This window comes from Marinobacter sp. VGCF2001 (genome assembly GCF_049943275.1).
In the GTDB taxonomy this organism is placed as follows: Bacteria; Pseudomonadota; Gammaproteobacteria; order Pseudomonadales; family Oleiphilaceae; genus Marinobacter.
Genome location: NZ_JBNFVX010000021.1, coordinates 25,191 through 49,768 on the forward strand (window position 1 = coordinate 25,191; position 24,578 = coordinate 49,768).

At 56.8% G+C, this 24,578-nt stretch carries 22 protein-coding genes; 6 read left to right on the top strand and 16 right to left on the bottom strand.

What is annotated here, in order from left to right:
• Positions 1–85: 85 nt before the first annotated feature.
• The 8 genes from rpsA to purU form a co-directional block, all read right to left on the bottom strand.
• Positions 86–1,777 carry a 30S ribosomal protein S1 gene (gene rpsA, locus ACP2AU_RS15560; RefSeq protein ID WP_426377132.1) on the bottom strand — a complete coding sequence of 564 codons (1,692 nt, stop codon included), beginning with the start codon at positions 1,775–1,777 and terminating at the stop codon, positions 86–88.
• Positions 1,778–1,906: 129 nt separating this feature from the next.
• On the bottom strand, positions 1,907–2,587 hold the full coding sequence (gene cmk, locus ACP2AU_RS15565; RefSeq protein WP_426377133.1) for a (d)CMP kinase: 681 nt from the start codon (positions 2,585–2,587) through the stop codon (positions 1,907–1,909).
• Complete coding sequence (locus ACP2AU_RS15570; protein WP_426377134.1) at positions 2,587–4,812, bottom strand: bifunctional prephenate dehydrogenase/3-phosphoshikimate 1-carboxyvinyltransferase; 2,226 nt, start codon at positions 4,810–4,812, stop codon at positions 2,587–2,589. Before ACP2AU_RS15570 ends, cmk begins: the two co-directional genes overlap by 1 nt.
• A gap of 4 nt (positions 4,813–4,816) precedes the next feature.
• Complete coding sequence (hisC, locus tag ACP2AU_RS15575) at positions 4,817–5,941, bottom strand: histidinol-phosphate transaminase (RefSeq protein ID WP_426377135.1); 1,125 nt, start codon at positions 5,939–5,941, stop codon at positions 4,817–4,819.
• A 24-nt stretch (positions 5,942–5,965) separates the two neighbouring features.
• On the bottom strand, positions 5,966–7,063 hold the full coding sequence (gene pheA, locus ACP2AU_RS15580) for a prephenate dehydratase (RefSeq protein WP_426377136.1): 1,098 nt from the start codon (positions 7,061–7,063) through the stop codon (positions 5,966–5,968).
• Positions 7,064–7,065: 2 nt separating this feature from the next.
• Positions 7,066–8,148, bottom strand: coding sequence for a 3-phosphoserine/phosphohydroxythreonine transaminase (gene serC / locus ACP2AU_RS15585; protein ID WP_426377137.1), 1,083 nt, complete (start codon positions 8,146–8,148; stop codon positions 7,066–7,068).
• A complete protein-coding gene (gene gyrA / locus ACP2AU_RS15590) occupies positions 8,145–10,715 on the bottom strand; it encodes a DNA gyrase subunit A (RefSeq protein WP_426377138.1) in 2,571 nt (856 codons plus the stop codon). Before gyrA ends, serC begins: the two co-directional genes overlap by 4 nt.
• Positions 10,716–10,841: 126 nt before the next feature.
• The gene (purU, locus tag ACP2AU_RS15595) at positions 10,842–11,696 is read right to left on the bottom strand and encodes a formyltetrahydrofolate deformylase (RefSeq protein WP_426377139.1); all 855 of its coding nucleotides are present in this window, start codon (positions 11,694–11,696) and stop codon (positions 10,842–10,844) included.
• A gap of 144 nt (positions 11,697–11,840) precedes the next feature.
• Between purU and ggt the strand changes: the two genes are divergently transcribed.
• Together ggt and ACP2AU_RS15605 are read left to right on the top strand one after the other, a co-directional pair.
• Positions 11,841–13,601 (top strand): gamma-glutamyltransferase, encoded by a 1,761-nt coding sequence (gene ggt, locus ACP2AU_RS15600; protein WP_426377140.1) that lies wholly within the window; start codon positions 11,841–11,843, stop codon positions 13,599–13,601.
• 53 nt (positions 13,602–13,654) lie between these two features.
• Positions 13,655–13,903 (top strand): YkoF family thiamine/hydroxymethylpyrimidine-binding protein, encoded by a 249-nt coding sequence (locus ACP2AU_RS15605; protein WP_426377141.1) that lies wholly within the window; start codon positions 13,655–13,657, stop codon positions 13,901–13,903.
• A gap of 50 nt (positions 13,904–13,953) precedes the next feature.
• Here the strand turns inward: ACP2AU_RS15605 and yghU are convergent, their stop codons facing one another.
• The 4 genes from yghU to ACP2AU_RS15625 all read right to left on the bottom strand — a co-directional run bounded on the left by yghU (position 13,954) and on the right by ACP2AU_RS15625 (position 18,414).
• A complete protein-coding gene (gene yghU / locus ACP2AU_RS15610) occupies positions 13,954–14,826 on the bottom strand; it encodes a glutathione-dependent disulfide-bond oxidoreductase (protein ID WP_426377142.1) in 873 nt (290 codons plus the stop codon).
• Positions 14,827–14,920: 94 nt separating this feature from the next.
• Positions 14,921–16,132, bottom strand: coding sequence for a peptide-methionine (R)-S-oxide reductase MsrB (msrB, locus tag ACP2AU_RS15615; protein ID WP_426377143.1), 1,212 nt, complete (start codon positions 16,130–16,132; stop codon positions 14,921–14,923).
• A 96-nt stretch (positions 16,133–16,228) separates the two neighbouring features.
• Positions 16,229–17,710 (bottom strand): ATP-binding protein, encoded by a 1,482-nt coding sequence (locus tag ACP2AU_RS15620; RefSeq protein ID WP_426377144.1) that lies wholly within the window; start codon positions 17,708–17,710, stop codon positions 16,229–16,231.
• Positions 17,711–17,712: 2 nt separating this feature from the next.
• On the bottom strand, positions 17,713–18,414 hold the full coding sequence (locus ACP2AU_RS15625; RefSeq protein ID WP_426377145.1) for a response regulator transcription factor: 702 nt from the start codon (positions 18,412–18,414) through the stop codon (positions 17,713–17,715).
• Between the two features lie 100 nt (positions 18,415–18,514).
• On the opposite strand from ACP2AU_RS15625, the gene ACP2AU_RS15630 reads away from it, so the two are divergent.
• Entirely contained in the window at positions 18,515–19,999 is a 1,485-nt protein-coding gene (locus ACP2AU_RS15630; RefSeq protein WP_426377146.1) for a hypothetical protein, read from the top strand.
• Positions 19,996–21,036, top strand: coding sequence for a succinylglutamate desuccinylase (locus ACP2AU_RS15635; protein ID WP_426377147.1), 1,041 nt, complete (start codon positions 19,996–19,998; stop codon positions 21,034–21,036). Before ACP2AU_RS15630 ends, ACP2AU_RS15635 begins: the two co-directional genes overlap by 4 nt.
• A 1-nt stretch (position 21,037) precedes the next feature.
• On the opposite strand, the gene ACP2AU_RS15640 is transcribed toward ACP2AU_RS15635, so the two are convergent.
• The 3 genes from ACP2AU_RS15640 to ACP2AU_RS15650 all read right to left on the bottom strand — a co-directional run bounded on the left by ACP2AU_RS15640 (position 21,038) and on the right by ACP2AU_RS15650 (position 22,631).
• Complete coding sequence (locus tag ACP2AU_RS15640) at positions 21,038–22,009, bottom strand: glycosyltransferase (RefSeq protein ID WP_426377148.1); 972 nt, start codon at positions 22,007–22,009, stop codon at positions 21,038–21,040.
• 76 nt (positions 22,010–22,085) lie between these two features.
• Positions 22,086–22,379, bottom strand: coding sequence for a HigA family addiction module antitoxin (locus ACP2AU_RS15645; protein WP_426377149.1), 294 nt, complete (start codon positions 22,377–22,379; stop codon positions 22,086–22,088).
• A gap of 18 nt (positions 22,380–22,397) precedes the next feature.
• Positions 22,398–22,631 carry a type II toxin-antitoxin system RelE/ParE family toxin gene (locus ACP2AU_RS15650; protein WP_426377150.1) on the bottom strand — a complete coding sequence of 78 codons (234 nt, stop codon included), beginning with the start codon at positions 22,629–22,631 and terminating at the stop codon, positions 22,398–22,400.
• Positions 22,632–22,738: 107 nt separating this feature from the next.
• On the opposite strand from ACP2AU_RS15650, the gene ACP2AU_RS15655 reads away from it, so the two are divergent.
• A complete protein-coding gene (locus ACP2AU_RS15655; protein ID WP_426377151.1) occupies positions 22,739–22,990 on the top strand; it encodes a type II toxin-antitoxin system Phd/YefM family antitoxin in 252 nt (83 codons plus the stop codon).
• Entirely contained in the window at positions 22,987–23,241 is a 255-nt protein-coding gene (locus tag ACP2AU_RS15660; RefSeq protein ID WP_426377152.1) for a Txe/YoeB family addiction module toxin, read from the top strand. Before ACP2AU_RS15655 ends, ACP2AU_RS15660 begins: the two co-directional genes overlap by 4 nt.
• Before the next feature lie 64 nt (positions 23,242–23,305).
• Here ACP2AU_RS15660 and ACP2AU_RS15665 read toward each other — a convergent pair.
• A partial coding sequence (locus ACP2AU_RS15665; protein ID WP_426377153.1) for an ankyrin repeat domain-containing protein occupies positions 23,306–24,578 on the bottom strand: 1,273 nt, incomplete at its 5' end.

Below are 24,578 nucleotides of genomic sequence, written 5' to 3' on the forward strand. Positions count from 1 at the left end.
CCAATGCCTCTAGTTTAGCCAAACCAGAAAAAAACACAAAAAAAACGGGCTCTTAGAGCCCGTTTTTTTGACACCAACCGGAAAATTAATCCTTGTTGGCGTTCTGCTGCTGCATCTGCTCCTTGATCAGGTCACCAATGGTGGTGGCGCCTGAGGATTCTGCAGTCTTGGTACGTACGTTTTCCAGGGCCTGCTTATCGTCCTCAACGTCTTTGGACTTGATAGACAGGTTGATAACGCGGTTCTTGCGATCGATGCTGATGATCTTCGCTTCGACTTCTTCACCTTCTTTCAGCGCGTTGCGTGCATCTTCAACACGATCACGGCTGATTTCAGAAGCCTTGAGTACCGCTTCAACTTCTTCGTTCAGGGCGATGGTGGCGCCTTTGGCGTCAACCGCAGATACGGTGCCCTTAACGATGGAACCCTTGTCGTTCAGCTGAACGAACTCAGCAAACGGATCGCTTTCCAGCTGTTTGATGCCCAGGGAGATACGCTCACGCTCCGGATCAACAGACAGGATAACGGTTTCAACTTCGTCGCCCTTCTTGTACTCGCGAACGGCTTCTTCGCCAGTCTCGTTCCAGCTGATGTCAGACAGGTGAACCAGGCCATCGATGCCACCGTCCAGGCCGATAAAGATACCGAAGTCAGTGATGGACTTGATCTTGCCGGAGATACGGTCGCCTTTGTTGAAGTTGCCGGAGAACTCTTCCCACGGGTTAGCAACACACTGCTTGATACCCAGGGAGATACGACGACGCTCTTCGTCGATATCCAGAATCATGACTTCAACTTCGTCACCTACCTGAACAACCTTGGACGGATGGATGTTCTTGTTGGTCCAATCCATTTCGGATACGTGAACCAGACCTTCAACACCCTCTTCCAGCTCGGCAAAGCAGCCGTAGTCTGTCAGGTTGGTAACGCGGGCAGTAACCCGGGAGCCTTCCGGGTAACGACCTTTAATGTCGACCCAGGGATCTTCGCCCAGCTGCTTCAGACCCAGCGATACGCGGTTGCGCTCGCGGTCGAACTTCAGCACCTTAACGTTGATCTCGTCGCCCACATTCACGATTTCGCTCGGATGCTTGATGCGCTTCCAGGCCATATCAGTGATGTGCAGCAGGCCGTCAACACCACCCAGATCTACGAACGCGCCGTAGTCGGTCAGGTTCTTGACGATACCCTTGATTTCCAGACCTTCAGTCAGGGTTTCCAGCAGAGCTTCACGCTGCTCGCTGTTTTCAGCTTCCAGAACGGCGCGACGGGAAACAACCACGTTGTTACGCTTCTGGTCCAGCTTGATAACCTTGAATTCCAGCTCTTTGTTCTCCAGGTGCGCGGTGTCGCGAACCGGACGAACGTCTACCAGTGAACCCGGCAGGAAGGCACGAATGCCGGCCAGATCAACAGTGAAACCACCTTTGACCTTGCCATTGATAATACCCTTGACCACTTCTTCAGCTTCGAAGGACTTCTCGAGAACCTTCCACGCTTCGGCACGCTTGGCCTTTTCACGGGACAGACGGGTTTCACCGAAACCGTCTTCAACTGCATCGAGAGCCACATCGACAACATCGCCGACAGCTACTTCCAACTCACCTTTTTCGTTCAGGAACTGGGAGGCGGGGATAACGCCTTCGGACTTCAGTCCGGCGTTAACGGTGACCCAGTCGTTGTCGACGTCAACTACGGTTCCCTGGACGATGGAACCCGGTTGCATGTCAATTTCTTTTAGACTTTCTTCAAAAAGATCCGCAAAGCTCTCGCTCATTATGTGCCCTATATGATCAACGCAAGTGTGCTCCGTGTCACCAGCAACACGGTCTGTTAACGATGTCCGGAATCAGCCAGCGGCTGGCAGAGTACGCTGTTCCGGCATTTCAACGACAAAAAGGTGTAGTCAGGCCTGACCTGCTGCGGCCATACACCTGTCCAACACCTCTTCGATACTCAAACCCGTAGAATCAATGACTTGCGCATCATCCGCAGGTTTGAGGGGGGCTGCGGCACGGTTAATATCCCGCTCGTCGCGAACCCGAATCTCCTCTAAAAGGGCGTCAATGTTAACATCGACACCTGCTTCCATCAACTGATTGTAGCGTCGGCGGGCCCGCTCTTCGGCACTGGCCGTGAGAAAGATCTTGACCGGCGCATCGGGAAACACAACCGTGCCCATATCCCTTCCGTCGGCTACCAACCCCGGCGATACCCGGAAATCCCGCTGGCGCTGTAGCAGAGCATCGCGCACCGGCTGCATGACCGCTACTTTCGATGCGTTATCACCACAGGTCTCTGTACGGATTTCCGACGTAACGTCCTCGCCTGCCAGTAATACGCGGGCCGGATCGCCGGGCGGGGTCGGCTGAAACGTGACATCCAGACCGGCCGCCACTCGAACAAGCGCTGGCTCGTCGTCCAACGCCACCTGTTGCCGGATGGCTGCCAGTGCCGTCAAACGATACAGCGCGCCACTGTCGAGCAGATGCCAGCCCAGTTTTCGGGCCAGCATCTGCGTTACCGTACCCTTGCCGGAACCGCCCGGGCCATCGACCGTAATGACTGGCGCCACGTTTTCACTCATCAATGACCACCTTCTGCATGAATGCGAATGCCTGTCTGCAGTGCCAGGTCCACAAACCCCGGAAACGAGGTGGCCACATTGGCACAATCGTTGATCTGAATCGGCCCTGACGCCCGCAAAGAGGCAATGGCGAACGACATGGATATACGGTGGTCGCCGTGGCTCTCTACCGTCCCGCCACCGATCTCCTGGCCGCCCTCGATAATAATTCCATCGGGTGTCACTGTTGTCTCAACGCCAAGGGCGGCAAGGCCGTCTGCCATTACCTGTATCCGGTCACTTTCCTTGACCCGCAACTCCTCTGCACCCCGCAGCACGGTGCGACCGGTTGCGCAGACGGCAGCAATAAACAATGCCGGAAACTCATCAATAGCCAGGGGCACCTGCTCTTCCGGTATATCGATGCCATGCAACTGAGCCGAGCGAACCCGCAGGTCTGCGACCGGTTCACCGCCAATCACCCTGTCGTTCATGATCTCGATATCGGCACCCATCTGCGTCAACACATTGATCACGCCGACCCGGGTCGGGTTCATCCCCACGTGGCGAAGCGTCAGGTCAGAATCTTCGGCAATGCTGGCAGCCACCAGGTAGAACGCCGCCGAGGAGATGTCCGCTGGCACATCGATCTCACACGCCGTCAGATTGCCTCCGCCAGTGACACTGGCCGTCGCACCATCCCGGTGAACGTGGTACCCGAAGCCCTCAAGCATCCGCTCGGTATGATCGCGGGTAGGCGCCGGCTCGGTTACCGAGGTAACACCCTCTGCATAGAGACCTGCCAGCAACAGGCAGGATTTTACCTGGGCGCTGGCAACGGGCATTTCATAATGAATGCCAGACAACGCCTGCCCGCCGCGAATCTTCAGGGGTGGCCGCCCCCCCTCCCCGGTATCGATCACGGCCCCCATAGCGCGCAGCGGTTCGGCCACACGCCTCATGGGGCGTTTGGACAAGCTGGCGTCGCCGGTCAGCTCGGAATCGAATGGCTGTGCAGCCAACAGGCCGGCGAAGAGGCGCATGGCAGTTCCGGAATTACCCAGATAGAGCGGCCCACGAGGCGCCTGCAACCCCTTTACACCCACCCCATGAATACGCACAAAGCCTTCGTCGGGGCCCTCAATGGCAACCCCCATATCCCGGAACGCCTGAAGGGTAGCCAGGCTGTCTTCGCCCTCGAGAAATCCCTTAACTTCTGTGGTGCCTTCCGCCAGTGCTCCAAGCATGATGGAGCGGTGAGACATGGATTTATCACCCGGAACGCGGATATCGCCTTTCACGGTTCCGCCGGGCTGCATTTGGAAAGTCACCTGCTTATCGCTGTTATTAGTCACGTACGCCTGTCCTGAAAGCATTTTTGAAAAGTGTTCCCGCGCCGCCTTGGCACGACTGAAAACCCGAAGCAGCGTGCCGCCATCACCCCCGGCGATCGCCGAACGGAGCTGATCCAGATCTTCTGAAAAATGATCGATTACCCTGAGTACCGCATCCCGGTTTGACAGAAAAATATCGTGCCACATAACCGGGTCGCTGGCGGCAATCCTTGTAAAATCCCGGAAGCCGCCCGCGGCATAACGGAAGATATCCATGTTTTCATCTTCACCGGCCAGAGTGTCCACCAGCGAAAAGGCGATCAGGTGCGGCAAGTGGCTGGTCGCTGCCAGTACTTCGTCATGGTACCCAACCGACATGGTCAGCACCGTTGCTCCGGTTCCTTCCCACAAGGCCTGCAATCGCCCCAGGCCAGAGGGATCGGCATTATCAGCCGGAGTCAGTATCACTTTGTGGTTGGCAAACAGGTCGCAACGCGCCGCCCGTATGCCGCTTTTCTCCGAACCGGCAATCGGGTGCCCGGGAATAACCCAGGCTGGCAACTCTCCGAATACCGCCTCGACATCAGCCACAAAACTGGACTTGGTACTGCCCACATCCGTGACAATCGCTCCGTCTTTCAAGGCTGCCCGTATCTCCCCGAGCACAGAACGGGTGGCCCGAACCGGCACCGCGAGGACCACCAGATCGCTGGCCCTGACTGCAGCCTCAATGGTCTCGGCCGCCTCATCAATAATGCCCAGCTCTGCCGCCAGCGCCAGTTCGTCCGGCCGGGTGTCAAAACCGACTACCTCGTCCGCGAGCCCGTGCTTGCGCACCGCACTCGCCAGGGAACCACCAATCAGCCCGAGGCCAATGACAGCAACCCGACGGAAAAAAGGCTGCGAAGACATCACCTCATGCCTCCCGACCGCCAGCCACCAACACCTCATCCAGTGCGGCGAGGAAGCGTTCGTTTTCCTCAGGCAAACCCACAGAGACCCGCAGATGGCGGGGCATACCGTATCCGGCAACCGGGCGAACAATCACGCCGTGGGCCAGTAACGTCTGATAGATGTCGGCCGCGGACGCCCCCACATCAACCGCAATAAAGTTGCCGGCGGAAGGAATGTAAGGCAGCCCCATCCGCTCAAAGCCGGCTTCCAATTGGCGCAGCCCGGCCGCGTTGATCTCCCGGGATTTCTGCAGGTAGGCGTCGTCCTCAAGCACGGCGGTCGCGGCCGCCAGCGCCACGGTATCCACGTTGAAAGGCTGACGAACCCGGTTAAGAATATCGGCGATAGCCGGTGAGCTTATGCTGTAGCCAACCCGCAGCGCCGCCAGCCCCCAGGCTTTGGAAAAAGTACGGCAGACAATCAGGTTCGGATATTTGTGCAGCAGCTTGATGCCATCCGGATACTCATCGCCTACCAGGTATTCGCAATAGGCTTCATCCAGCACCACGATAACCCGTTCAGGAATGCGATCCAGAAACGCCTCGATTGCAGCCGCACCATGGACGGTGCCGGTCGGGTTATTCGGGTTGGCCACAAATACCAGCCTGGTGTGTTCGGTAACCGCGGCGGCCATGGCATCCAGATCGTGCCCCCAGTCTTGCGCCGGAACCGAGACCCCGTTGGCGCCGATGGCCTGTGTTACCAGAGGATAAACCGCAAAGGCATACTGGGAGAAAACCACGCTGCTATCGGCATCCGCGAAACAACGGGTAATGACTTCAAGCACGTCGTTAGAACCATTGCCAAGCGTGATCTGATTCATCTGGACGCCAAAACGGCGCGCCAGCGCCTGCTTCAGATCAAACCCGTTACCGTCCGGGTAGAGACACATCTCTTCAAGGGCGTTGCGGGCAGCGGCCAGCGCCTTGTCACTGGGGCCAAGCGGGTTTTCATTGCTCGCCAGCTTGATGATGTCCGAGGGCTCCAGGCCCAGTTCCCGGGCCAGCTCCTCAATGGGCTTGCCAGGCTGGTACGGAGACAGAGCCTGAACACCTTTAACCGCAAGACTCTGGTAATCCACTGCCATTGCACTCTCCTCAGAATATCGAAATCAAAGCACGCCGATGGGGTACGACCCTAACCGCTTGAGCTCGACCGCCTCGTCATCAATCTCGGAAAGTACCCGGCTTACCCCGGCATCCTCCATGTGACCTTCGAAATCAATGTAGAAAACGTAGGCCCAGGTGCCGCTCGGAGAGGGGCGCGTTTCGATGCGGGTCAGGCTGAGACCGTGGCGATGGAATGGTTCCAGCAGCTGGTACAACGCGCCCGGCTTATTGCGCATGGACACCAGAATCGACGACTTGTCGTGCCCGCTGGCCGACACTTCTTCACGGCCAATGATCAGGAAGCGCGTGGTGTTGTCCGGCCGGTCTTCAATGCTGTTGGCCAGCTTTTCCAGGCCGTAGAGCTCCGCCGCCATATCACCGGCTATGGCGGCAGCACCCGGCTCTTCAGCCGCCCGGCGAGCCGCCTCGGCGTTGCTGGAGACGGTAATCCGCTCAATGCCATAACGGTGGGTATCCAGCCACTGGCGGCACTGGGCAAAAGACTGCTGGTGGGAATAGATGCGGGTAATTTCGTCACTTTTGTGCTTCGGCAACACCAGCAAATGATGGTGAATGCGAAGCTGCACCTCGCCGCAGATTTTCAACGGCGAAGACATAAACATATCGAGGGTATGGTTGATCATGCCCTCGGTGGAGTTTTCTACCGGCACTACCCCGTAGTGAGCGGCCCCGGACTCCACTTCACGGAAAACTGCATCAATGGCGGGCATCGGCACACTGACCACCGAGTGCCCGAAATGCTTCAGTGCCGCCGCCTGGGTAAAGGTACCCACAGGCCCCAGGAATGCGATGTGCATCGGCTTTTCCAGCGCCAGGCAGGCCGACATAATCTCCCGGAACAACCGCGCCATTTCCTCAGCCGGCAACGGGCCGGGGTTGCTCTCCTTGATCCGGCGCAACACCTGAGCCTCACGCTCAGGGCGGTAGAAAAACACGTCCTCACCAGGGTTGGCCGCCATTTTCACATGAGCCACTTCCTGGGCGCATTTCGCCCGGGCACTGATCAGCTGCATGATCTGCTGGTCCAGGGAGTCGATCTCCTCCCGCAATTCGCCCAGGCGGGCCTTCTCATCCGTCATGATCAGCCCCGCTCCTTTGCAAACCCGGCCATATAGTCAATCAGGGCATCTACCCCGGCTTCCGGCATGGCGTTGTAAATACTCGCCCGCATACCGCCCACAGAGCGATGTCCCTTCAGGTTTAGCAGCCCTCGGGCATCTGCCCCCTTCAGAAACTCGCTGTTCAGAGCGTCGTCTGCCAGCGTGAACGGTACGTTCATCCAGGAACGGAAGCGCGGATCGATCGGGTTGGCGTAGAAATCATTGCCGTCAATAAAGTCATACAGCTTCCTGGCTTTACGGGCATTGGTCTCACCCATGGCAGCAACGCCGCCCTGCTCTTTCAGCCACTTGAACACCAGCCCGGCCAGATACCAGGAGTAGGTAGCGGGCGTGTTGTACATAGAACCGTTCTCAGCGATGACCTGATAGTTCATCATGGTCGGCGTCTCTTTCCGGGCCTTACCCAGAAGATCCTTGCGGATGATCACGACCACCAGCCCCGAGGGGCCGATGTTTTTCTGGGCCCCGGCATAGATCAGGCCGAATTTGCTGACATCCACGGGCCGCGACAACATGGTGGAAGACATATCCGCAACCAGCGGAACGCTGCCACTGTCCGGGATAAAGTCATACTCCAGGCCGCCAATGGTTTCATTCGGGGTGTAGTGCAGATAAGCAGCCCCGGCATTGGTGTTCCACGTGGCCGGGTCCGGAATGGTGGTGAAACCGTCGCTCTCGGAACTGGCCACCACGTTCACGCTGCCATACCGTTTGGCTTCGGCAATGGCCTTTTTCGACCAGATCCCGGTGTTTACATAATCTGCCGAGGCTTTGTCCGCAAGCAGGTTCAGCGGAATGGTGGCGAACTGGCTTGAAGCACCACCCTGCATAAAGAGCACCGCGTAATCATCGGAAATACCGGCCAGCTCGCGAAGATCGTTTTCCGCCGTCTCGGCAATAGACACAAATTCATCACTGCGATGACTCATCTCCATCACCGACATACCGGTGCCATTCCAGTCGAGCATCTCGCTCTGGGCCTGCTTCAGAACGGCTTCCGGCAGGGTGGCCGGACCAGCACAGAAATTGAACGCCCTGCTCATTCTTCGGTTTCCTCGACTTCCGCATCGTCTTCATCATCGGATTCTGCGATCCGCTCCACACCTACCAGGCGCTCATCTTCCTGAGCCAGGCGAATAAGGCGCACACCCTGGGTATTCCGGCTCAGCACAGACACCTCATCCGTACGGGTACGCACCAGGGTGCCCTTGTCCGAGATCAGCATCATTTCATCGCCTTCGAACAGCTGCAGCGCCGTTACCAGGTTGCCGTTACGCTCGGAACACTGCATCGCGATAACGCCCTGGCTACCGCGGCTGTAGGCCGGGAACTCATCAATGGCCGTGCGCTTGCCGTAGCCGTGCTCACTGGCGGTGAGGATCACGCCGCCATCCTGGGGAATAATCAGAGAGACCACATGGTGGCCTTCAGGCATTTTAATGCCGCGCACACCACGGGCCGTCCGGCTCATCGGGCGCACCTGTTCTTCCTGGAAACGCACAGCTTTACCGGCCGTGGAGAACAGCATGACCTCGGCCGAACCGTCGGTAATGGCAGCGCCAATCAGGGTATCTCCCTCATCCAGGTTCAGCGCAATCAGGCCACTGCTGCGCGGGCGCGAGAAGTTCGGCAGCGGAGTCTTCTTGACCACACCGGCCGAGGTGGCCATCAGCACAAACTGGTCTTCCGGATAATCCCGCACCGGCAGGAAGGTGGTAATACGCTCACCTTCGTCCAGCGGCAGAATATTAACCATGGGGCGGCCACGGGAACCGCGGCTACCACGGGGAATCTCAAATACCCGCAACCAGTACACTTTGCCCCGGTTGGAGAAGCACAGAATGGTGTCGTGGGAGTTGGCCACCAGCAACTTCTCGATAAAGTCTTCATCCTTCATCGACGTTGCCGCCTTACCCCGACCACCACGGCGCTGGGCCTGGTAGTCTTCAACCGCCTGGGTCTTGGCGTAGCCACTGTGGGAAATAGTCACCACCAGGTCTTCTTCATCAATCAGGTCGGCAATGGTCAGATCGCGGCGAGAGCTGGTGATCTCGGTACGACGCTCATCGCCGTACTGGCTGACAATCTCTTCCAGCTCTTCACGAATCACCTGCATCAAGCGCTCGGGAGAGCCCAGAATATCCAGCAGGTCGGCAATCTTCGCGAGAATTTCCTTGTACTCGTTCTGGAGCTTTTCAGTTTCCAGGCCGGTCAAACGGTGCAGACGGAGATCCAGAATGGCCTGGGCCTGCTCCGGTGACAGATGATACAGGCCGTTACGCAGGCCGTAGATCTCTGGCAGATCGTCCGGGCGGCAGGCATCTTCACCGGCACGCTCCAGCATGGCCATGACGTCACCCGGTGCCCAGCCCTTATCCATCAGCTTCTCTTTCGCTTCTGCGGCAGAGGGCGACTGTTTGATCAGCTCGATGATTTCGTCAATATTGGCCAGAGCAACCGTCAGGCCTTCCAGAATGTGGCCCCGCTCGCGCGCCTTGCGCAGCTCGTAAATGGTCCGGCGCGTGACCACTTCGCGGCGATGGCGTACGAACGCGTCAAGCAGCTCTTTGAGATTCAGCGTCTTCGGCTCGCCGTTAATCAACGCCACCGTGTTAATGCCGAACACGGTTTCCAGCTGGGTCTGGGCAAAGAGGTTGTTCACGATGACATCCGGGTTCTCTCCCCGGCGCAGCTCGATCACAACGCGGATGCCTTCCTTGTTGGATTCATCCCGCAGCTCGGTAATACCTTCCAGGCGCTTCTCTTTCACCAGCTCCGCGATCTTCTCGATCAGGCGGGCCTTGTTCAGCTGATAAGGCAGCTCGGTGATGATAATCGACTCGCGGCCGGTCTTCTTGTCCTGTTCAATCTCGTGACGGGCACGGATGTAAATCCGGCCGCGGCCTGTGCGATACGCTTCGACAATACCTGCACGGCCGTTAATGATGCCCTGGGTCGGGAAATCCGGGCCCGGAATGTATTCCATCAACTCGTCAACGGTCAGATCTGGGTTATCAATCAGTGCCAGACAGCCACTGACCACTTCCGTCAGGTTGTGGGGCGGAATGTTGGTGGCCATACCCACGGCAATACCGGAAGACCCGTTTACCAGCAGGTTGGGAACCCGGGTGGGAAGCACCTCCGGAATGCGCTCGGTACCGTCGTAGTTATCAACGTAGTCAACGGTTTCCTTGTCCAGATCCGCCAACAGCGAGTGCGCGATCTTCTCCATGCGGATTTCGGTGTAACGCATGGCCGCGGCGTTGTCGCCGTCGATGGAACCAAAGTTACCCTGGCCATCGACCAGCGGATAACGCAAGGAGAACGGCTGGGCCATCCGAACAATGGTGTCGTATACCGCAGAGTCACCGTGGGGGTGATACTTACCAATAACGTCACCCACCACACGGGCGGATTTCTTGTAAGCCTTGTTCCAGTCGTTACCCAACTCGGACATGGCGAACAGTACCCGACGGTGCACCGGCTTGAGGCCGTCACGAACATCCGGCAATGCCCGGCCAACGATCACGCTCATGGCGTAATCCAGGTAGGACTGTTTCAACTCGTCTTCAATATTGACCGGCAGGATCTCTTTGGCTAACTCACCCATCGAGAAAGGTTCCTTTGCGTTATCTGGAAGTCGTACCGGGGCCGTTTCCGGGCCCCGTCTTTATTCTTCAACAAGCCGCCAAGCATACCACAGACCGCCCCCGCCGGGGGCAACTGTGGTAACGCCTCAATCAAACACCACGGTCTTGTTTTCGTAGGTAATCACGCGGTCTTCAATATGGGACCGCAGCCCCCGGGCCAGAACGTTCTTCTCCACATCCTTGCCCAGGCGAACCATATCTTCGATAGAATCGCTGTGGCTGATCCGGATCACGTCCTGCTCAATGATCGGCCCTTCGTCCAGATCCCGGGTGACGTAATGGCAGGTGGCACCAATCAGCTTCACACCACGACTGTAAGCCTGATGGTACGGGCGGGCACCGGCGAAAGACGGCAGGAAGCTGTGATGAATATTGATCACCTTGCCGGAATGCTTCTCGCACAGTTCGGCAGGAAGTATCTGCATATAGCGGGCCAGCACCACCACATCGACTTCGTATTGCTGGAACAGGTCATCGATGTGGGCAAACGCCTCCGCCTTGTTCTCTTTGCTGACGGGCACATGGTGATAGGGAATCTCGTGCCACTCCACCATGCGGCGAAGGTCGTCATGATTGGAGATAACGGCCACGATTTCACAATTCAGCTCTTTGCTGTGCCAGCGGTGCAACAGATCCGCCAGGCAGTGTGATTCTTTGCTGCACATCAGGATAACGCGCTTGGGCTGAGCGGAATCGGCGATGTGCCAGTTCATGTTGAATTCGCGGGCAATGGGCTCGAAGGCGGCGCGGAACTGGTCCAGCCCGAACGGCATGGACTCGGCCTTGATCTCATGCCGCATGAAAAACCAGCCAGCCTGGGTGTCGGAGTGATGACTCGCCTCGGTAATCCAGCCATTGTAGGTGGACAGAAAATTACTCACCTTGGCAACAATTCCGGTCCGGTCCGGACAGGAAATAACAAGACGATAGGTATGCTCCATGAAGCCTTTCCTTAACTTGAATCCGGGAAAGCAGGTGCGACAGGAAACCACAAACCGGAGAATCGGCGGCGGCCTTGAGTACGCACCGGTAAAAATGACCGGCTATGATAGCCTATCTGACAGCCAGAAACGAGGAATCCGACCATGGACAGAGTGATCTACAGGCTCGAACCGAAAATCACACTCAGGCGACTCTGGGGCGCGACAGCCACCCTGCTTATTTTACTGCTAACCAACCTGGCGTTTGCCGATGAGCAGGCGATTCTGGAGGGTGAACGCTTTCATCCGGTGCAGGGCAGTCAGGGCATGGTCGCCACCAGCCACACCCTGGCCAGCGAGGTAGCCCTGGCGGTATTAAAAAATGGCGGAAACGCCATTGATGCCGCCGTTACTGCCGGTTTCGCCCTGGCGGTTACCCAGCCGCGCTCCGGTAACATCGGCGGTGGTGGTTTTCTGGTGTATTCCCCCGGCAATGGCGCAGCGCCGGAAGCCATCGACTACCGGGAGACAGCGCCAGCGGCGGCCACTGAAACAATGTTCCAGGACGATAAAGGCAATGTGGTGAAAGAGCGCAGCCGATTCAGCCACAAGGCCGCCGGCGTGCCTGGCACCGTAGCCGGGCTGGCGCTGGCGCTGGAGCGGCACGGAACCCTGAGTCTGAAAGAAGCCCTGGCACCCGCCATTCGCCTGGCCCGTGACGGCTTCCTCGTGCCCCGCCGTTTCACTGAAGGCCTGGAACAGGCGCGGAGTCGCCTTGAACGCTGGCCGGCAACGCGCGCCACCTTTTATAAGCCAGACGGCTCAGCGCCCCGGCCCGGCGAAGTATTCCGCCAGCCACAGCTGGCCGACACGCTCCAACGCATTGCAGACCAGGGTATCGCCGGATTCTATGAAGGCGAAACCGCGGAGCTCATTGTGGCCGAAATGCAGCGCGGTGACGGGCTGATCACCCTCGACGACCTGCGCAATTATCAGCCTGCCATTCGCCAGCCCGTGCACGGAACCTACCGGGGCTATGACATCTTTTCGATGTCGCCGCCCTCCTCCGGCGGCACCCACATTATCCAGATTCTGAATATTCTGGAGCCCTACCCCATCGGCGAGTGGGGCCACAACTCGGCCAACACCATCCACCACATGGCGGAAGCCATGAAGCTGGCCTACGCGGACCGCTCGGAATACCTGGGAGACACCGATTTTGTGCAGGTGCCGCTAACCGGGCTCACCAGCAAGGGTTACGCCAGCCAGCTGCGCAAATCCATTAGCCCCGAGCAAGCACGGCCTGCCAGCGATATCGGCTCCGGCAATCCCACCCCCTGGGAAAGCCCGGAAACCACGCATTTCTCGGTGGTGGACCGCTGGGGCAATGCGGTATCCAATACCTATACCATCAATTTCAGTTACGGTTCCGGCATTACGGTCGCGGGTGCCGGCTTCCTGCTGAACAACGAAATGGACGACTTCAGCGCCAAACCCGGCGTACCCAACGCCTACGGCCTGATCGGCGGAGAAGCCAACAAGGTGGAACCCGGCAAGCGTATGCTCAGCTCCATGTCGCCAACCATCGTCCGCAAGGATGGCCGTAATTTCCTGGTCACCGGCAGCCCTGGCGGCTCCCGGATCATCACCACCACCTTGCAAGTTGTGATGAACGTGATCGACCATAATATGAATATCCAGACCGCCGTGAGTGCACCGCGCATCCATCATCAGTGGTTGCCAGACGAGATCCGGGTAGAACAGGGCATCAGCGCCGACACCCTCGACCTGCTGCGAGCCCGGGGTCATGCCATTAACACCGGTTCAGCGATGGGCGCCATCCAGAGCATTCTGATTGATGACGACGGCACGCTCTACGGGGGTGCAGATCCACGCCGCAGCACCTCGTCCGCGCTGGGGTTCTGATCCAACCGTTGCGGGCCGAACGAGCCCTGGCCGGCTATAACAGGAGACAACGTATGTATCTTTCCGTGCAACTGAGCAATTATCCGCTGAAGGATGATTACAAACAGCCCATATGGGATCTGATCGCCCGCCTGGAGCAAACCGGGTTGGAGGTGCATTCCGGGCGCATGAGCACCGAGATTTTTGGAGAGTATGACGAGGTGATGAAGGTGCTCTCAGACACCATGAAGTGGTCTTTCGAGACTTACGGTAAATCCGTGTTCGTGGCCAAAATCATGGAAGGCGATCGCCGGCCGAAATAAAAAAGCCCGCCCGGGGCTAGTTCCCGGGCGGGCTTTTGCTTACCACCGGCTCAGGATTTTCCTTCCAGCTTATCCTGGGTTTTCCGTTCAAAGTCACTGGCATCGTGCCGCTCGTGCAGCTGAGACGCCAGATCTCCCCAGGCCTTGTTCACCATCCGCCCACGTTTGACCGCCGGGCGCTGTGCCAATTCATTGGTCCACCGCACCACGTTGGTGTAGGTGTGGGCCTCCAGGAATTCGGCCGCCTCGTACACCATGTTTTTCACCAGCGCGCCATACCAGGGCCAGATCGCCATATCGGCAATGGAATATTCGTCACCGGCAATGTATTGGTTTTCCGCCAACTGGCGGTCCAGTACATCCAATTGGCGCTTCACTTCCATGGTGTAACGGTTAATCGGGTACTCGTATTTCTCCGGTGCATAGGCATAGAAATGGCCAAAGCCGCCACCCAGGAACGGCGCGCTGCCCATCTGCCAGAACAGCCAGTTCATGGCCTCGGTGCGCTTTGCCGGGTCTTTGGGCAAGAAAGCATCAAACTTCTCGGCCAGATAAAACAGGATCGAGCCCGATTCAAACACCCGGATAGCCGGATCTACGCTGCGGTCGAGCATGGCGGGAATCTTGGAATTCGGGTTCACATTAACGAAACCGCTGCTGAACTGGTCGCCCTCGGTAATGCGAACCAGCCAGGCATCGTATTCGGCTTCCTTGATGCCCAATTCCAACAATTCCTCGAGCATGACCGTGGCCTTTACGCCGTTCGGTGTTGCCAGGGAATACAGCTGGAAGGGGTGCTCACCCACCGGCAGCTCTTTGTCGTGGGTAGGTCCGGCAATCGGGCGGTTGATGTTAGCGAATTGCCCACCATTGCCGGGGTCCCACTTCCAGACTTTGGGCGGCGTGTACGTCGGATCACTCATTCAATGCTCTCCCCTTCTCATTCAGTACTTGGTGGCATGACTGTAACTGAATCCCGTGCCGCTAGGCACCTGAATTGCACTTGTGAAGATAACGCTACTGCGCGCTACCCTGCCTCACCTCGTCAATCCACTGGCCATAACCGGCGGCTTCCATTTCCTCCAGCGGGATAAACTTCATGGCCGCCGAGTTCATGCAATAGCGCAATCCGGTTGGCGCCGGGCCATCGTTGAACACGTGGCCCAGATGAGAGTCTGCGTGGCTACTGCGGATTTCGGTTCGGGTCATGAAGAACGTATTGTCTTCACGCTCTACCACGGCGTCGGAAGCAAGAGGCCGGGTAAAACTGGGCCAGCCGGTGCCCGACTTGTACTTGTCCCGGGAGGAAAACAACGGCTCACCAGAGACAACATCCACATACAACCCGGGGCGCTTGTTGTCCCAGTATGCGTTGTTGAAAGCGCGCTCGGTCGCATCTTCCTGGGTTACCTCGTATTGCAGGTCGGTCAGGCGCTGTTTCAGAACTTCTTGGCTCGGCTTTTCAAAGGTCGCCGGGTTGAAGCCGTTGCCTGATGTTGCCTGTTCCTTGCTGGCACTTCCGCTGGCCTTGGGGTCGCCATTGGCGCCAGGCACATAGCGGGAGAAGTCCAGTTCGTAATCCTCGCCATACACTTTCTCGATAAACTGGTAACGCCCGGAATTAAAGGTGTAGAAGTTGTAGCGAATCGGATTCTTCTTGTAGTAATCCTGGTGGTACTCTTCGGCCGGGTAGAAGATTTTCAGTGGCTCGATCGGGATGACTACCGGGTTATCGTAAACCCCGGATGCCTCCAGTTTTTGTTTCGCCGCCTCGGCCAAACGCTTCTGCTCGGCATTATGATAAAAGATGGTCGGGCGGTACTGTTTGCCCCGGTCCACAAACTGCCCCTCAAGGTCGGTCGGGTTCATCATCCGCCAGAGTCCTGCCAGAAGGCCCTCGTAGGTCATCTTGTCGGGGTCGTAATACACCTGCACAGCCTCGGTGTGGCCGGTGCGGCCAGAGGAGACCTGCTGATAGGTCGGGTTCTTTTCGTCACCGCCCGCGTAGCCGGACACAGCCTCGACAACGCCGGGGATTTTTTCGTAACCGGCTTCCACACACCAGAAGCAGCCGCCGGCAAAGGTGGCAACGGCCAGCCCCGGTTGATCAGGTGCAAACCGGCTGAGTTCACGTTCCGATTTTTCGGCCGACACCTGCGCCGCAAATAACCCTGCAACCGCAAACATTAACGCCAGGGCAGAAAACAAACCTGCAAATCTGCGTTTCATGAGACTTCTCCTCATTGGATTCCATATCCAGAGCCTACTGCCATGGAGTCACGAAACCGTTCGGCAAATATCACAAATGTATAACATTGGTGAGCCTTACGACGCGTTACCCGACGCTGGATCTGCCTGCGGCAGCCATATCGTAAACTCCGCGCCGCCGGCGTTACGCACAGACAAGGTCCCGGATTGCAGGACAACCAGCCGCTGGGCAATGGCCAGCCCCAGCCCGGCGTGGCCGCTGCGGGAAGCCTCTGCGGCCTGATAAAAAGGCTCGAAAACGTGGTCGAGATCATCCGCCTTGATGCCCGGCCCTGCATCCGCCACCGTAATGGCTGCGCCGCCCTCTCGTGCCACAACCGCCAGCGTTACTTGTGTCGCGTTCGGTGCATGGCTGATGGCATTGCCGATAAGGTTGTCCAGCACTCGCTCGGTCATGGCGATGTCGGCCGTTACCCGCACCGGTTCGGCCGCCACAATGGTCAGCTCAATACCCGCGCCAGCCGCTTCCGGCCGATGTTTCTGAACCACATCATAAAGCAGCTCGGCAACCACAAAAGGCTCTGCATCTGGTTGTTTCTCCCGGGCATCCAGCGCGGCCAGCTCGAACAACTCCTCCACCAGGCGCCCCAACCGATGGCTCTCCGCCAGCGCCACATCCAGGAACCGGGCCCGCTCGCCGGCATCCAGGGTTTCCTGTTTCAGTTGCAGAGCTTCAATGTAGCCCTGAATCGACGCCAGCGGTGTTCGCAGGTCGTGAGACACCTGAGCCACCAACTGCCGCCGCTGGGCGTCCTTGTGCTTCAGCAGATCCAGTTGGGCGACAATGCGCTCGGCCATCCGGTCGAACCGCGAGGCCAGATAATCAATATCGTCGCCCTTGTTCACCGTGTCTGGTGTTGTGTCTGGCGACATATCCCGCTCGAACGACTCCACGCGCTCAGTCAGCCGCGACAGGCGCCGAGTCAACAACCGGAAAAACACCAGGCCCGCCAGCAAACCCACGATCAGGCTGACCACCAGGGCACCTGCGCCCATTTTCAATAACCGATTGCTGTGAACCATGCTCTCGGCCAGATCAAATTCCTCACCCCTCAGCACGACGTAGAGATAGCCGGTGGGGTTGTCAGCCGAAGGCACAGGCGTGACCGAAAACACTTTTTGCCGGTCGTGGCTGCGCGGATCATCGCCCGGCAACGGATAGGCAACCGGATTCTCCAGAAGGGTTCTGATCGGCCCCAGCGACACCCGGTTGCGCTTGATCTTATCGGGGTTGGCCGAGAACGAGAGAATGGTGCCGTCGGTATCCAGCAAATAGATCTCGATGCTCGGGTTAATCGCCATGTACAAATCAAAAAGCTGCTTCATGGCATCGCGATTCAGCCGGCCATCAGTCACCAGGTTGCGGTCGGAGACCAGATTCCGGGCAAGATCGCGATTGATCTGGTGGTTTACCGCCGCCGAGTACTCCCGAACCGAGGTCAGGCTCAGGAAAGTGAACAGGCCGCCCACCACCAGCAACAGCAGGAACAGACCAATAGCCAGGCGAGCGTAGAGGGTTCGGAAGACAGAAAGCGCCATCGCTAATCCATGAACCGGTAGCCAACGCCCCAGACCGTCTGGACGTAGCTCGGGTTCGCAGGGTCGGCTTCGATCTTGTTGCGCAGCCGGTTGATATGAGTGTTTACGGTATGCTCGTAGCCATCATGGTTGTAGCCCCAGACCGCATCCAGCAACTGGGCCCGGCTGAAAACCCGGCCGCGATGCGAAGCAAAGTGCCAGAGCAGATCAAATTCACGGGCGGTTAAATCTGCCTCCTGCTCCTCCACAAACACCCGCCGCCGCACCGGGTCTATCCGCAGACCATCGACGGAGAGCTCGCCGGCATCCTCCGTTGGTGCCGTGCCCTGAGACAAAGCATCCACCCGGCGGAACAGAGCTTTGATTCGAGCGGCCAGTTCGGCAACGCTGAACGGCTTGGTGAGATAGTCATCGGCCCCCATTTCCAGCCCCAGCACCCGGTCCAGCTCAGTACTCTTGGCCGTTAGCATCATGACCGGCACATAGCCCGGGCAGGCGCGGATTTCCCGGCACACCGCCAGCCCGTCAAGCCCGGGCAGCATCAAATCCAGAATCACCAGATCAATACCGCCCTCGCGAAACCGCGCCAACCCCGTATCGCCGCGATCCACCAGAACGGGTGTCATGCCCAGGTCGGTCACCTGCATACGAACCAGCTCGCCGATGCCGGGATTGTCTTCAATAATCAAAACCGTTCGTGTCATTCCCGAGGAGGCTCCCGTGGTCTTTCGCAAGGTTTAACAAGGCAATCGGGGCATCTTCCACTAATATCAAAGATATGTCAGCGCAAGAGACAACCTTACCGTGGGACTGTCGATTCAAACAACAGAGTTTGCGCCAGAGGAATTCGACCGTTTTGCCGCCAAGGTACGAACGGACCTGACCGCCCTCACCCGCCTGCTTGCCCGGCCAGGCTTTGGTGAGGGTGAAGCCTCTATCGGGGCGGAAGTCGAGTTCTACATCGTTAACCCGGAATTGCGCATTCACCCCATCAACACGGCGATTGCCGCCAGCGCCAGAGACCCGCAGCTCACGCTCGAGCTCAATCGCTTCAACCTCGAGTACAACCTGAGCCCCCAGACCTTCAAAGGCAGCCCTTTCGCCAGAACCGAACAGGAACTGCTCGCAGCCATCACTCGCATCAATCAACATGCCGCGCCATTGGGCGGTGAACTGGTCCCCATTGGCATTCTGCCCACCCTGCGCCAGTCCGACATGGGCGCTCAGGTGATGACCAACGAACCCCGTTACCACGCCCTGTCAAAAGCGCTGATTGAGCAACGGAGCGAGCCGTTCAGCATTCACATTGGTGGCCACGACGTGCTGAACCTGGAAGCAGACGACGTCTATATGGAAGGCGCCAACACCTCCTTCCAGCTGCACTGGCGCGTGCCGGCGCGACGGTTTGCCGATTATTTCAATGCCGTTCAACTGGTCACCCCGATTGCCCTGGCCCTGGCCAGCAATTCTCCCAGCCTGTTTGGCCATCACCTCTGGGATGAAACCCGCATTGCCCTGTTCAAACAATCCATTGACAGCCGGTCGCCGAACCACAAGACCTGGCGCCACCCGCCCCGGGTATATTACGGCAATGGCTGGGCCCGCAGCGCCTGGGAACTGTTTGCCGCCTCGGCTTCGTTGTATCCCCCCATCATTCCTCTGATGTCGGATGAAGACCCAATGGCCGTGATCGACAGCGGCGCAATGCCGGAACTGGCCGAGCTGCGCCTGCATCAGGGCACCACCTGGCCCTGGAACCGTGCCATTTACGACCCTACCGCCGGCGGCCACCTGCGCATCGAGATTCGCTCCATGCCCGCTGGGCCCACTGCAGTGGATATGTGCGCGAATGGCCTCTTTGTGATCGGGATGGCCCTGGCGGTGCTGGACGACATCCACCACCTGACCTCAATTTTTCCGTTCCACTACACCGAACACAATTTTTACCGGGCTGCCAAATACGGCATCGATGCCGAGATTATCTGGCCGCACAAGAATCAGGTTCAGCTGCAAGCCTCGCCTCTGATAGCCGTGGCCGAGTCGCTGCTACCCAGGGCCCGCGAAGCTTTAGGGCAGACTGGTTTAGACGACAACGAAATCAGCCGCCTGCTGGGCATCATCGAAGGTCGGCTACAAAGCCGTACCACGGGTGCCCGCTGGCAGCGCGCCATAACAGAATCCTTTATGACCGCCATGACGCCCGACGAAGCGTTTCAAAGTATGCTGGCGCTGTATATGGTGAATCAGAAAACCAACCGACCACTCCACGAATGGAGATTGTCGCCGTGAGCAACGCCAACGTTCTCGATTACCTGAACGACCCGTCGCCCAAAACCCTTGGCCGATCACCTCTGGAGTGGCTGGACCAACTGACCGGCCCCACCGTGGTTCATGTGGCCGGCCGCGACCGCAGCCGCACCCGCGCCATGGCGACCTTATTGCACGGCAACGAACCCTCGGGATTCTTTGCACTGCACCGATGGCTACTGGAACAGCGCACACCCGAGGTGAATATGCTTTTTCTGCTCGGCGGTGTGTACCCGGCGAAAACTCCGCCCAAACTTACGGTGCGTCAGCGGCCCGAGGGCCGGGACCTCAACCGCTGTTTCCGACAACCTTTCGAAGGCCCGGAAGGTGCGATTGCCGAGGCCATGCTCATCGAGCTGCGCAATGCCAATCCCGAATGCCTGCTGGACGTTCACAATACGTCCGGCACCGGGCCGGCCTTCGCGGTAACTATCACCAACGACGCCGCCCACCAGGCCCTGGCCTCGCTGTTCACCGATCGCCTGGTTATGACCGACCTGCGCCTCGGCGCGCTGATGGAATATTCCGAACAGGAGGTACCCACGGTCACCATCGAATGTGGCGGCTCCCAGGACGAACACGCCCACCAACTGGCCTACGATGGCCTCGTTCGGTACACCACCAAAACCGATGTGCTGTCACTGGAGCAGGCCGAGTGGGATGTGAGCGTCTTACGCAACCCGATCCGGGTGGAACTGGCCAACCAGGCCAGCATCGAATATCGCGATACTCCCTCCGGCCAGGCAGACCTGACCTTTCCCCCCGACATTGAACACCGCAATTTCGGCATTGTTTACCCCCACGAATCGCTCGGGTGGATCGGGGAAAAGGGCCTTGGCACCCTCACTGCCATTGGCCATAACCGGATCGAGAGCACAGCACGGGTGTTACGGATTGAAAACGGGAAGATTCACCCCGCCCAGGCCATTCGGCTGTTTATGATCACGACCAACCCGGCGATTGCGAAGAGCGACTGCCTGTTTTATGCCGTGAAAGCGAGCGGGGAGCCTATCTTTTAGCTTACTCCCGGCTCCCGGACCGACGCGGGAACATAACCCGGTAAAGACTTCGCCAGACCGCGAAATCCAGAGGGGCGAAACGCGCCGCCCGCCCCAGCGCTCCCCAAGCGGTCGCACGTTGTCCCGCTGCGGCAAAATAGCGGGCTTTTCTGCAGTAGAAACGAGCCAGCCCCCACCGAATTTCCCAGGGCTCAAGTACTTCACCATAGGCTTTGATGAAATCCAGAATAATCGACTCGTTCGCCTCGAAACGGCGCACCTTGTTGCTGGAAATCTGATCCGGCATAACCCGATAATAACCCCAGTACTCGGGCACATAGAAAAACGTGTAACGAGACGAAAAACGCAACCAGATGTCGTAGTCATCGGCAACGCCATAACGACCGGAAAAACCGCCCATCGCATCAAAACATTCGCGCCGTGCCATCACGGTATTGATGCTGACACTGTTATCTACCAGCATCTGACGGGCAATTTTGCCGGAATATCGGCGCATATTCTTGCGGGATAACTCATGGCCCTGTTCATCAATCATGATTTCATCACTGTGAAGCACATCCACATCCGGGTATGCCTTCATCAGTGCCTCCTGCCGCTCCAGCTTTTCCGGCACCCACAGATCATCCGAATCCAGAAAGCAGATGTATTCTCCACGCGCGTAACGAAGCCCCCGATTCCGGGCAACACTCTGCCCCTGGTTCTCCTGAAAATGGTACTGAACCCTGGCATCGTCCAGGTAACCAGATAACTGCTCTCGCGTGCCGTCTTCAGAACCATCATCAATAATCAGAAGCTCCCAGCGCTCATAAGACTGCGCCAAGACAGACTCCACCGCCTGCGCGATGGTTCGCTCGCGATTATAGGTAGGCGTAATAATGCTGATCAGTGGCTGTAAAGCCGACCGATAAAGCTCGTGGCTGCTCCGAACGGAGGGAGCCAACGAGCCCGCATCTGCAAGGAAATTTTTTACCATCCATGCCGTCCTTTTTGCGCCCGGCTTTGCGGCGTGCCGGAGCGCCAGCGCGGGCGCGCCCGACAACAGCCACTGGTTAAGCTGCTTCGAAGTCCAGGCGGTGAATACCATCCAGATTGACTGTGCCGCGAGCCACCCATAGGTCGTACATATCTTGCATCGCCAACCAGCTCTCAGGAGTGCGCCCGAGAATCTTGGATAGCCGCAATGACATTTCCGGGCTAATACCACTATCTCCTTTGAGCAGCCGAGACAAAGTAGAAGGTGAAACGCCCAGACTGGAGGCAAGCTGACGAGAGCTGATACCGAGAGGCTCCAGGTACACCTCGCGAATGAATTCACCAGGATGCGGCGGATTATGCATAGTCATTAGTGATAATCCTCATAATCAAGAATGTGGGCGTTGCCGTCCTGGAATATCCATGTCTTCCACTGAAGTCGCCGTATCCAGAGCAGCCAGCTGCATACGCAGTTTCTTGGCATGGTCAGGCTGTATGCCCGTCGTGCTGCCGGTCGAGTAGAACCGCTTCAGTCCTTTGTGACGGAAAGATTTAATCAGAGGGAATGATAGCTTGGTGCGCATCACGCAACAATAGAGCCTAACGCCCGGCTGACGCGCCATGTTGGAGCCGCGAAGCGGCGGAAAACCGGTCGCTGTGTAGCCGATTGTTAAATCATCTGTCGTACGGTATCTTGTACATGATCAATATCACGTACAGGATTAATCTTATGGATGCCATCAGCTATACCGCTGCCAGAACAAACCTAGCAAAAACCATGGACCGGGTCTGTGAAGACCGCTCACCAATCATAATTACTCGGAGCAAATCGCAGTCGGTGGTAATGGTCTCATTAGAGGATTACGAAGCTCTGCAGGAGACCGCATACCTGCTGCGTGCGCCGAAGAACGCTCGCCGGTTGCTAGAATCCGTTGCTGAGCTAGAGCAAAGCGGCGGGCAAGAAAAGGATCTTCTTGAATGAAGCTTATCTTCTCCGAGAATGCCTGGGAAGACTATCTCTATTGGCAAAAAACCGACAAAAATACTCTTAAACGAATCAACAAGTTAATCAAGGAAACCAAGCGTGAGCCGTTTGAAGGTATTGGTAAACCAGAACCGCTGAAACATAGCCTTGCCGGCTATTGGTCGCGCCGAATCAACGAAGAGGATCGCATGGTCTACAAAGTCACGGATGACGCTCTACATCTCGCACAACTCCGCTACCATTACTAATTTAACGCTCGGCTTTGCGGCGTGCCTGAGCGCGAGCGAAGGCCCGTCCGACAACAGCCTCTAGTTATGACATACCACCACTATCTAAGTTATTAGATCGTATTTTGGCAAACACATTGACCAATTCATCAAGCTTAGGTGACATCGACAGATTCTCTTTAATCATCTTGCAGCGGTATCGAAGATCTCTCGACTTCTCCAACTGCAATTCATCAGAAAAATCTAGAAGCTCATCGAGCTTCTCTTCCGCAAGCCCTGGAGACATAGGTGGTTTATAGTCCGTCCATTTTTTTACGGTTCGATTAACAACGTTGGAAATGTCTCTCGCGTAGAATTCGTTGATTCCAAACTTCATAAAAATACAGATCATTTCGTGAACCAAAAGATCAGTCGGTATGAGGAGAAAATCTGTATCACGGTGGTACTGAACAATAAAATCCTCTGGGATTTTATCTTCTGCTCCCAAAGTTTTCTTTCTGTTTTCCTTGTCCTCTTCTAGCGCAACCTTTCCTTTCTTATTCTTTTCAAAGCGTGATCGAAGCTTATCTTTTTCTGTTTTATCAAGAATCTTTGATTTCGTAACGAAATCATAAAAATTGCGCTGATTATTTGGTCTTGCAAAAATATCGGCACCACTTCGGATTAATAAATTGAGAACCCTGAACAATCTGTCCCTTGCCGAAAAAGACCCTAACCCATATTTGCTTTCTATTGCATGCATCCAGGCGCTAGCGCCATACTTAGAGTCAATTGCGTTTATATCTGCTTCATACTCAAGCAAAATTTTTATCGTTTCCAAATCTGAAATTGCGCAAGCCTTCATGAGTAGCGTTATTTTATTCACGTCTGTCGGCTTGTTTACGTCAAAGCCCATTCCAATCAATTCCTGGAGAAGATTCAAGGACGCTTTTTTGTCATATTTTTTTGAGGTACTAATAATACACGAGTAAGTTGCCGGAAATTTTGAATTTAAAAGAAATGGGTCGACATTCTTTATGATTTTTGCGCTTGCCCACAATCTATTTTCTATCAATATACCCGTATAGCTCTTTCTGTCGGGTTCACCAAAGCTTAAATTATTAATATGCTCCAACAGAAATTCATTTAAAATTTCAACTCGACCATCGAGGAGCTCCTCTTTTTTCACTGCGGCCTCAATACCACCGAGGAGGTACATCCATACAGGCAATTCAGCGTCGAAAATTGCGGAAGAATGTATAGCTTGGTTGAAGTCCGACGATTCAAATTTTTCCAGGAATTCCGAAATAACGACACGGGTGTCTTTCTTGCTTCGGTCTCTTTTAAGCTTCTCAAAAGACTTTTCGAATACGTCTAAC

What these genes read in the sequence shown, in the direction of transcription:
- rpsA (WP_426377132.1), bottom strand. Translation starts at nt 1,777, where the DNA reads ATGAGCGAGAGCTTTGCGGATCTTTTTGAAGAAAGTCTAAAAGAAATT.
- cmk (WP_426377133.1), bottom strand. Translation starts at nt 2,587, where the DNA reads ATGAGTGAAAACGTGGCGCCAGTCATTACGGTCGATGGCCCGGGCGGT.
- ACP2AU_RS15570 (WP_426377134.1), bottom strand. Translation starts at nt 4,812, where the DNA reads ATGTCTTCGCAGCCTTTTTTCCGTCGGGTTGCTGTCATTGGCCTCGGG.
- hisC (WP_426377135.1), bottom strand. Translation starts at nt 5,941, where the DNA reads ATGGCAGTGGATTACCAGAGTCTTGCGGTTAAAGGTGTTCAGGCTCTG.
- pheA (WP_426377136.1), bottom strand. Translation starts at nt 7,063, where the DNA reads ATGACGGATGAGAAGGCCCGCCTGGGCGAATTGCGGGAGGAGATCGAC.
- serC (WP_426377137.1), bottom strand. Translation starts at nt 8,148, where the DNA reads ATGAGCAGGGCGTTCAATTTCTGTGCTGGTCCGGCCACCCTGCCGGAA.
- gyrA (WP_426377138.1), bottom strand. Translation starts at nt 10,715, where the DNA reads ATGGGTGAGTTAGCCAAAGAGATCCTGCCGGTCAATATTGAAGACGAG.
- purU (WP_426377139.1), bottom strand. Translation starts at nt 11,696, where the DNA reads ATGGAGCATACCTATCGTCTTGTTATTTCCTGTCCGGACCGGACCGGA.
- ggt (WP_426377140.1), top strand. Translation starts at nt 11,841, where the DNA reads ATGGACAGAGTGATCTACAGGCTCGAACCGAAAATCACACTCAGGCGA.
- ACP2AU_RS15605 (WP_426377141.1), top strand. Translation starts at nt 13,655, where the DNA reads ATGTATCTTTCCGTGCAACTGAGCAATTATCCGCTGAAGGATGATTAC.
- yghU (WP_426377142.1), bottom strand. Translation starts at nt 14,826, where the DNA reads ATGAGTGATCCGACGTACACGCCGCCCAAAGTCTGGAAGTGGGACCCC.
- msrB (WP_426377143.1), bottom strand. Translation starts at nt 16,132, where the DNA reads ATGAAACGCAGATTTGCAGGTTTGTTTTCTGCCCTGGCGTTAATGTTT.
- ACP2AU_RS15620 (WP_426377144.1), bottom strand. Translation starts at nt 17,710, where the DNA reads ATGGCGCTTTCTGTCTTCCGAACCCTCTACGCTCGCCTGGCTATTGGT.
- ACP2AU_RS15625 (WP_426377145.1), bottom strand. Translation starts at nt 18,414, where the DNA reads ATGACACGAACGGTTTTGATTATTGAAGACAATCCCGGCATCGGCGAG.
- ACP2AU_RS15640 (WP_426377148.1), bottom strand. Translation starts at nt 22,009, where the DNA reads ATGGTAAAAAATTTCCTTGCAGATGCGGGCTCGTTGGCTCCCTCCGTT.
- ACP2AU_RS15645 (WP_426377149.1), bottom strand. Translation starts at nt 22,379, where the DNA reads ATGACTATGCATAATCCGCCGCATCCTGGTGAATTCATTCGCGAGGTG.
- ACP2AU_RS15650 (WP_426377150.1), bottom strand. Translation starts at nt 22,631, where the DNA reads ATGGCGCGTCAGCCGGGCGTTAGGCTCTATTGTTGCGTGATGCGCACC.
- ACP2AU_RS15655 (WP_426377151.1), top strand. Translation starts at nt 22,739, where the DNA reads ATGGATGCCATCAGCTATACCGCTGCCAGAACAAACCTAGCAAAAACC.
- ACP2AU_RS15660 (WP_426377152.1), top strand. Translation starts at nt 22,987, where the DNA reads ATGAAGCTTATCTTCTCCGAGAATGCCTGGGAAGACTATCTCTATTGG.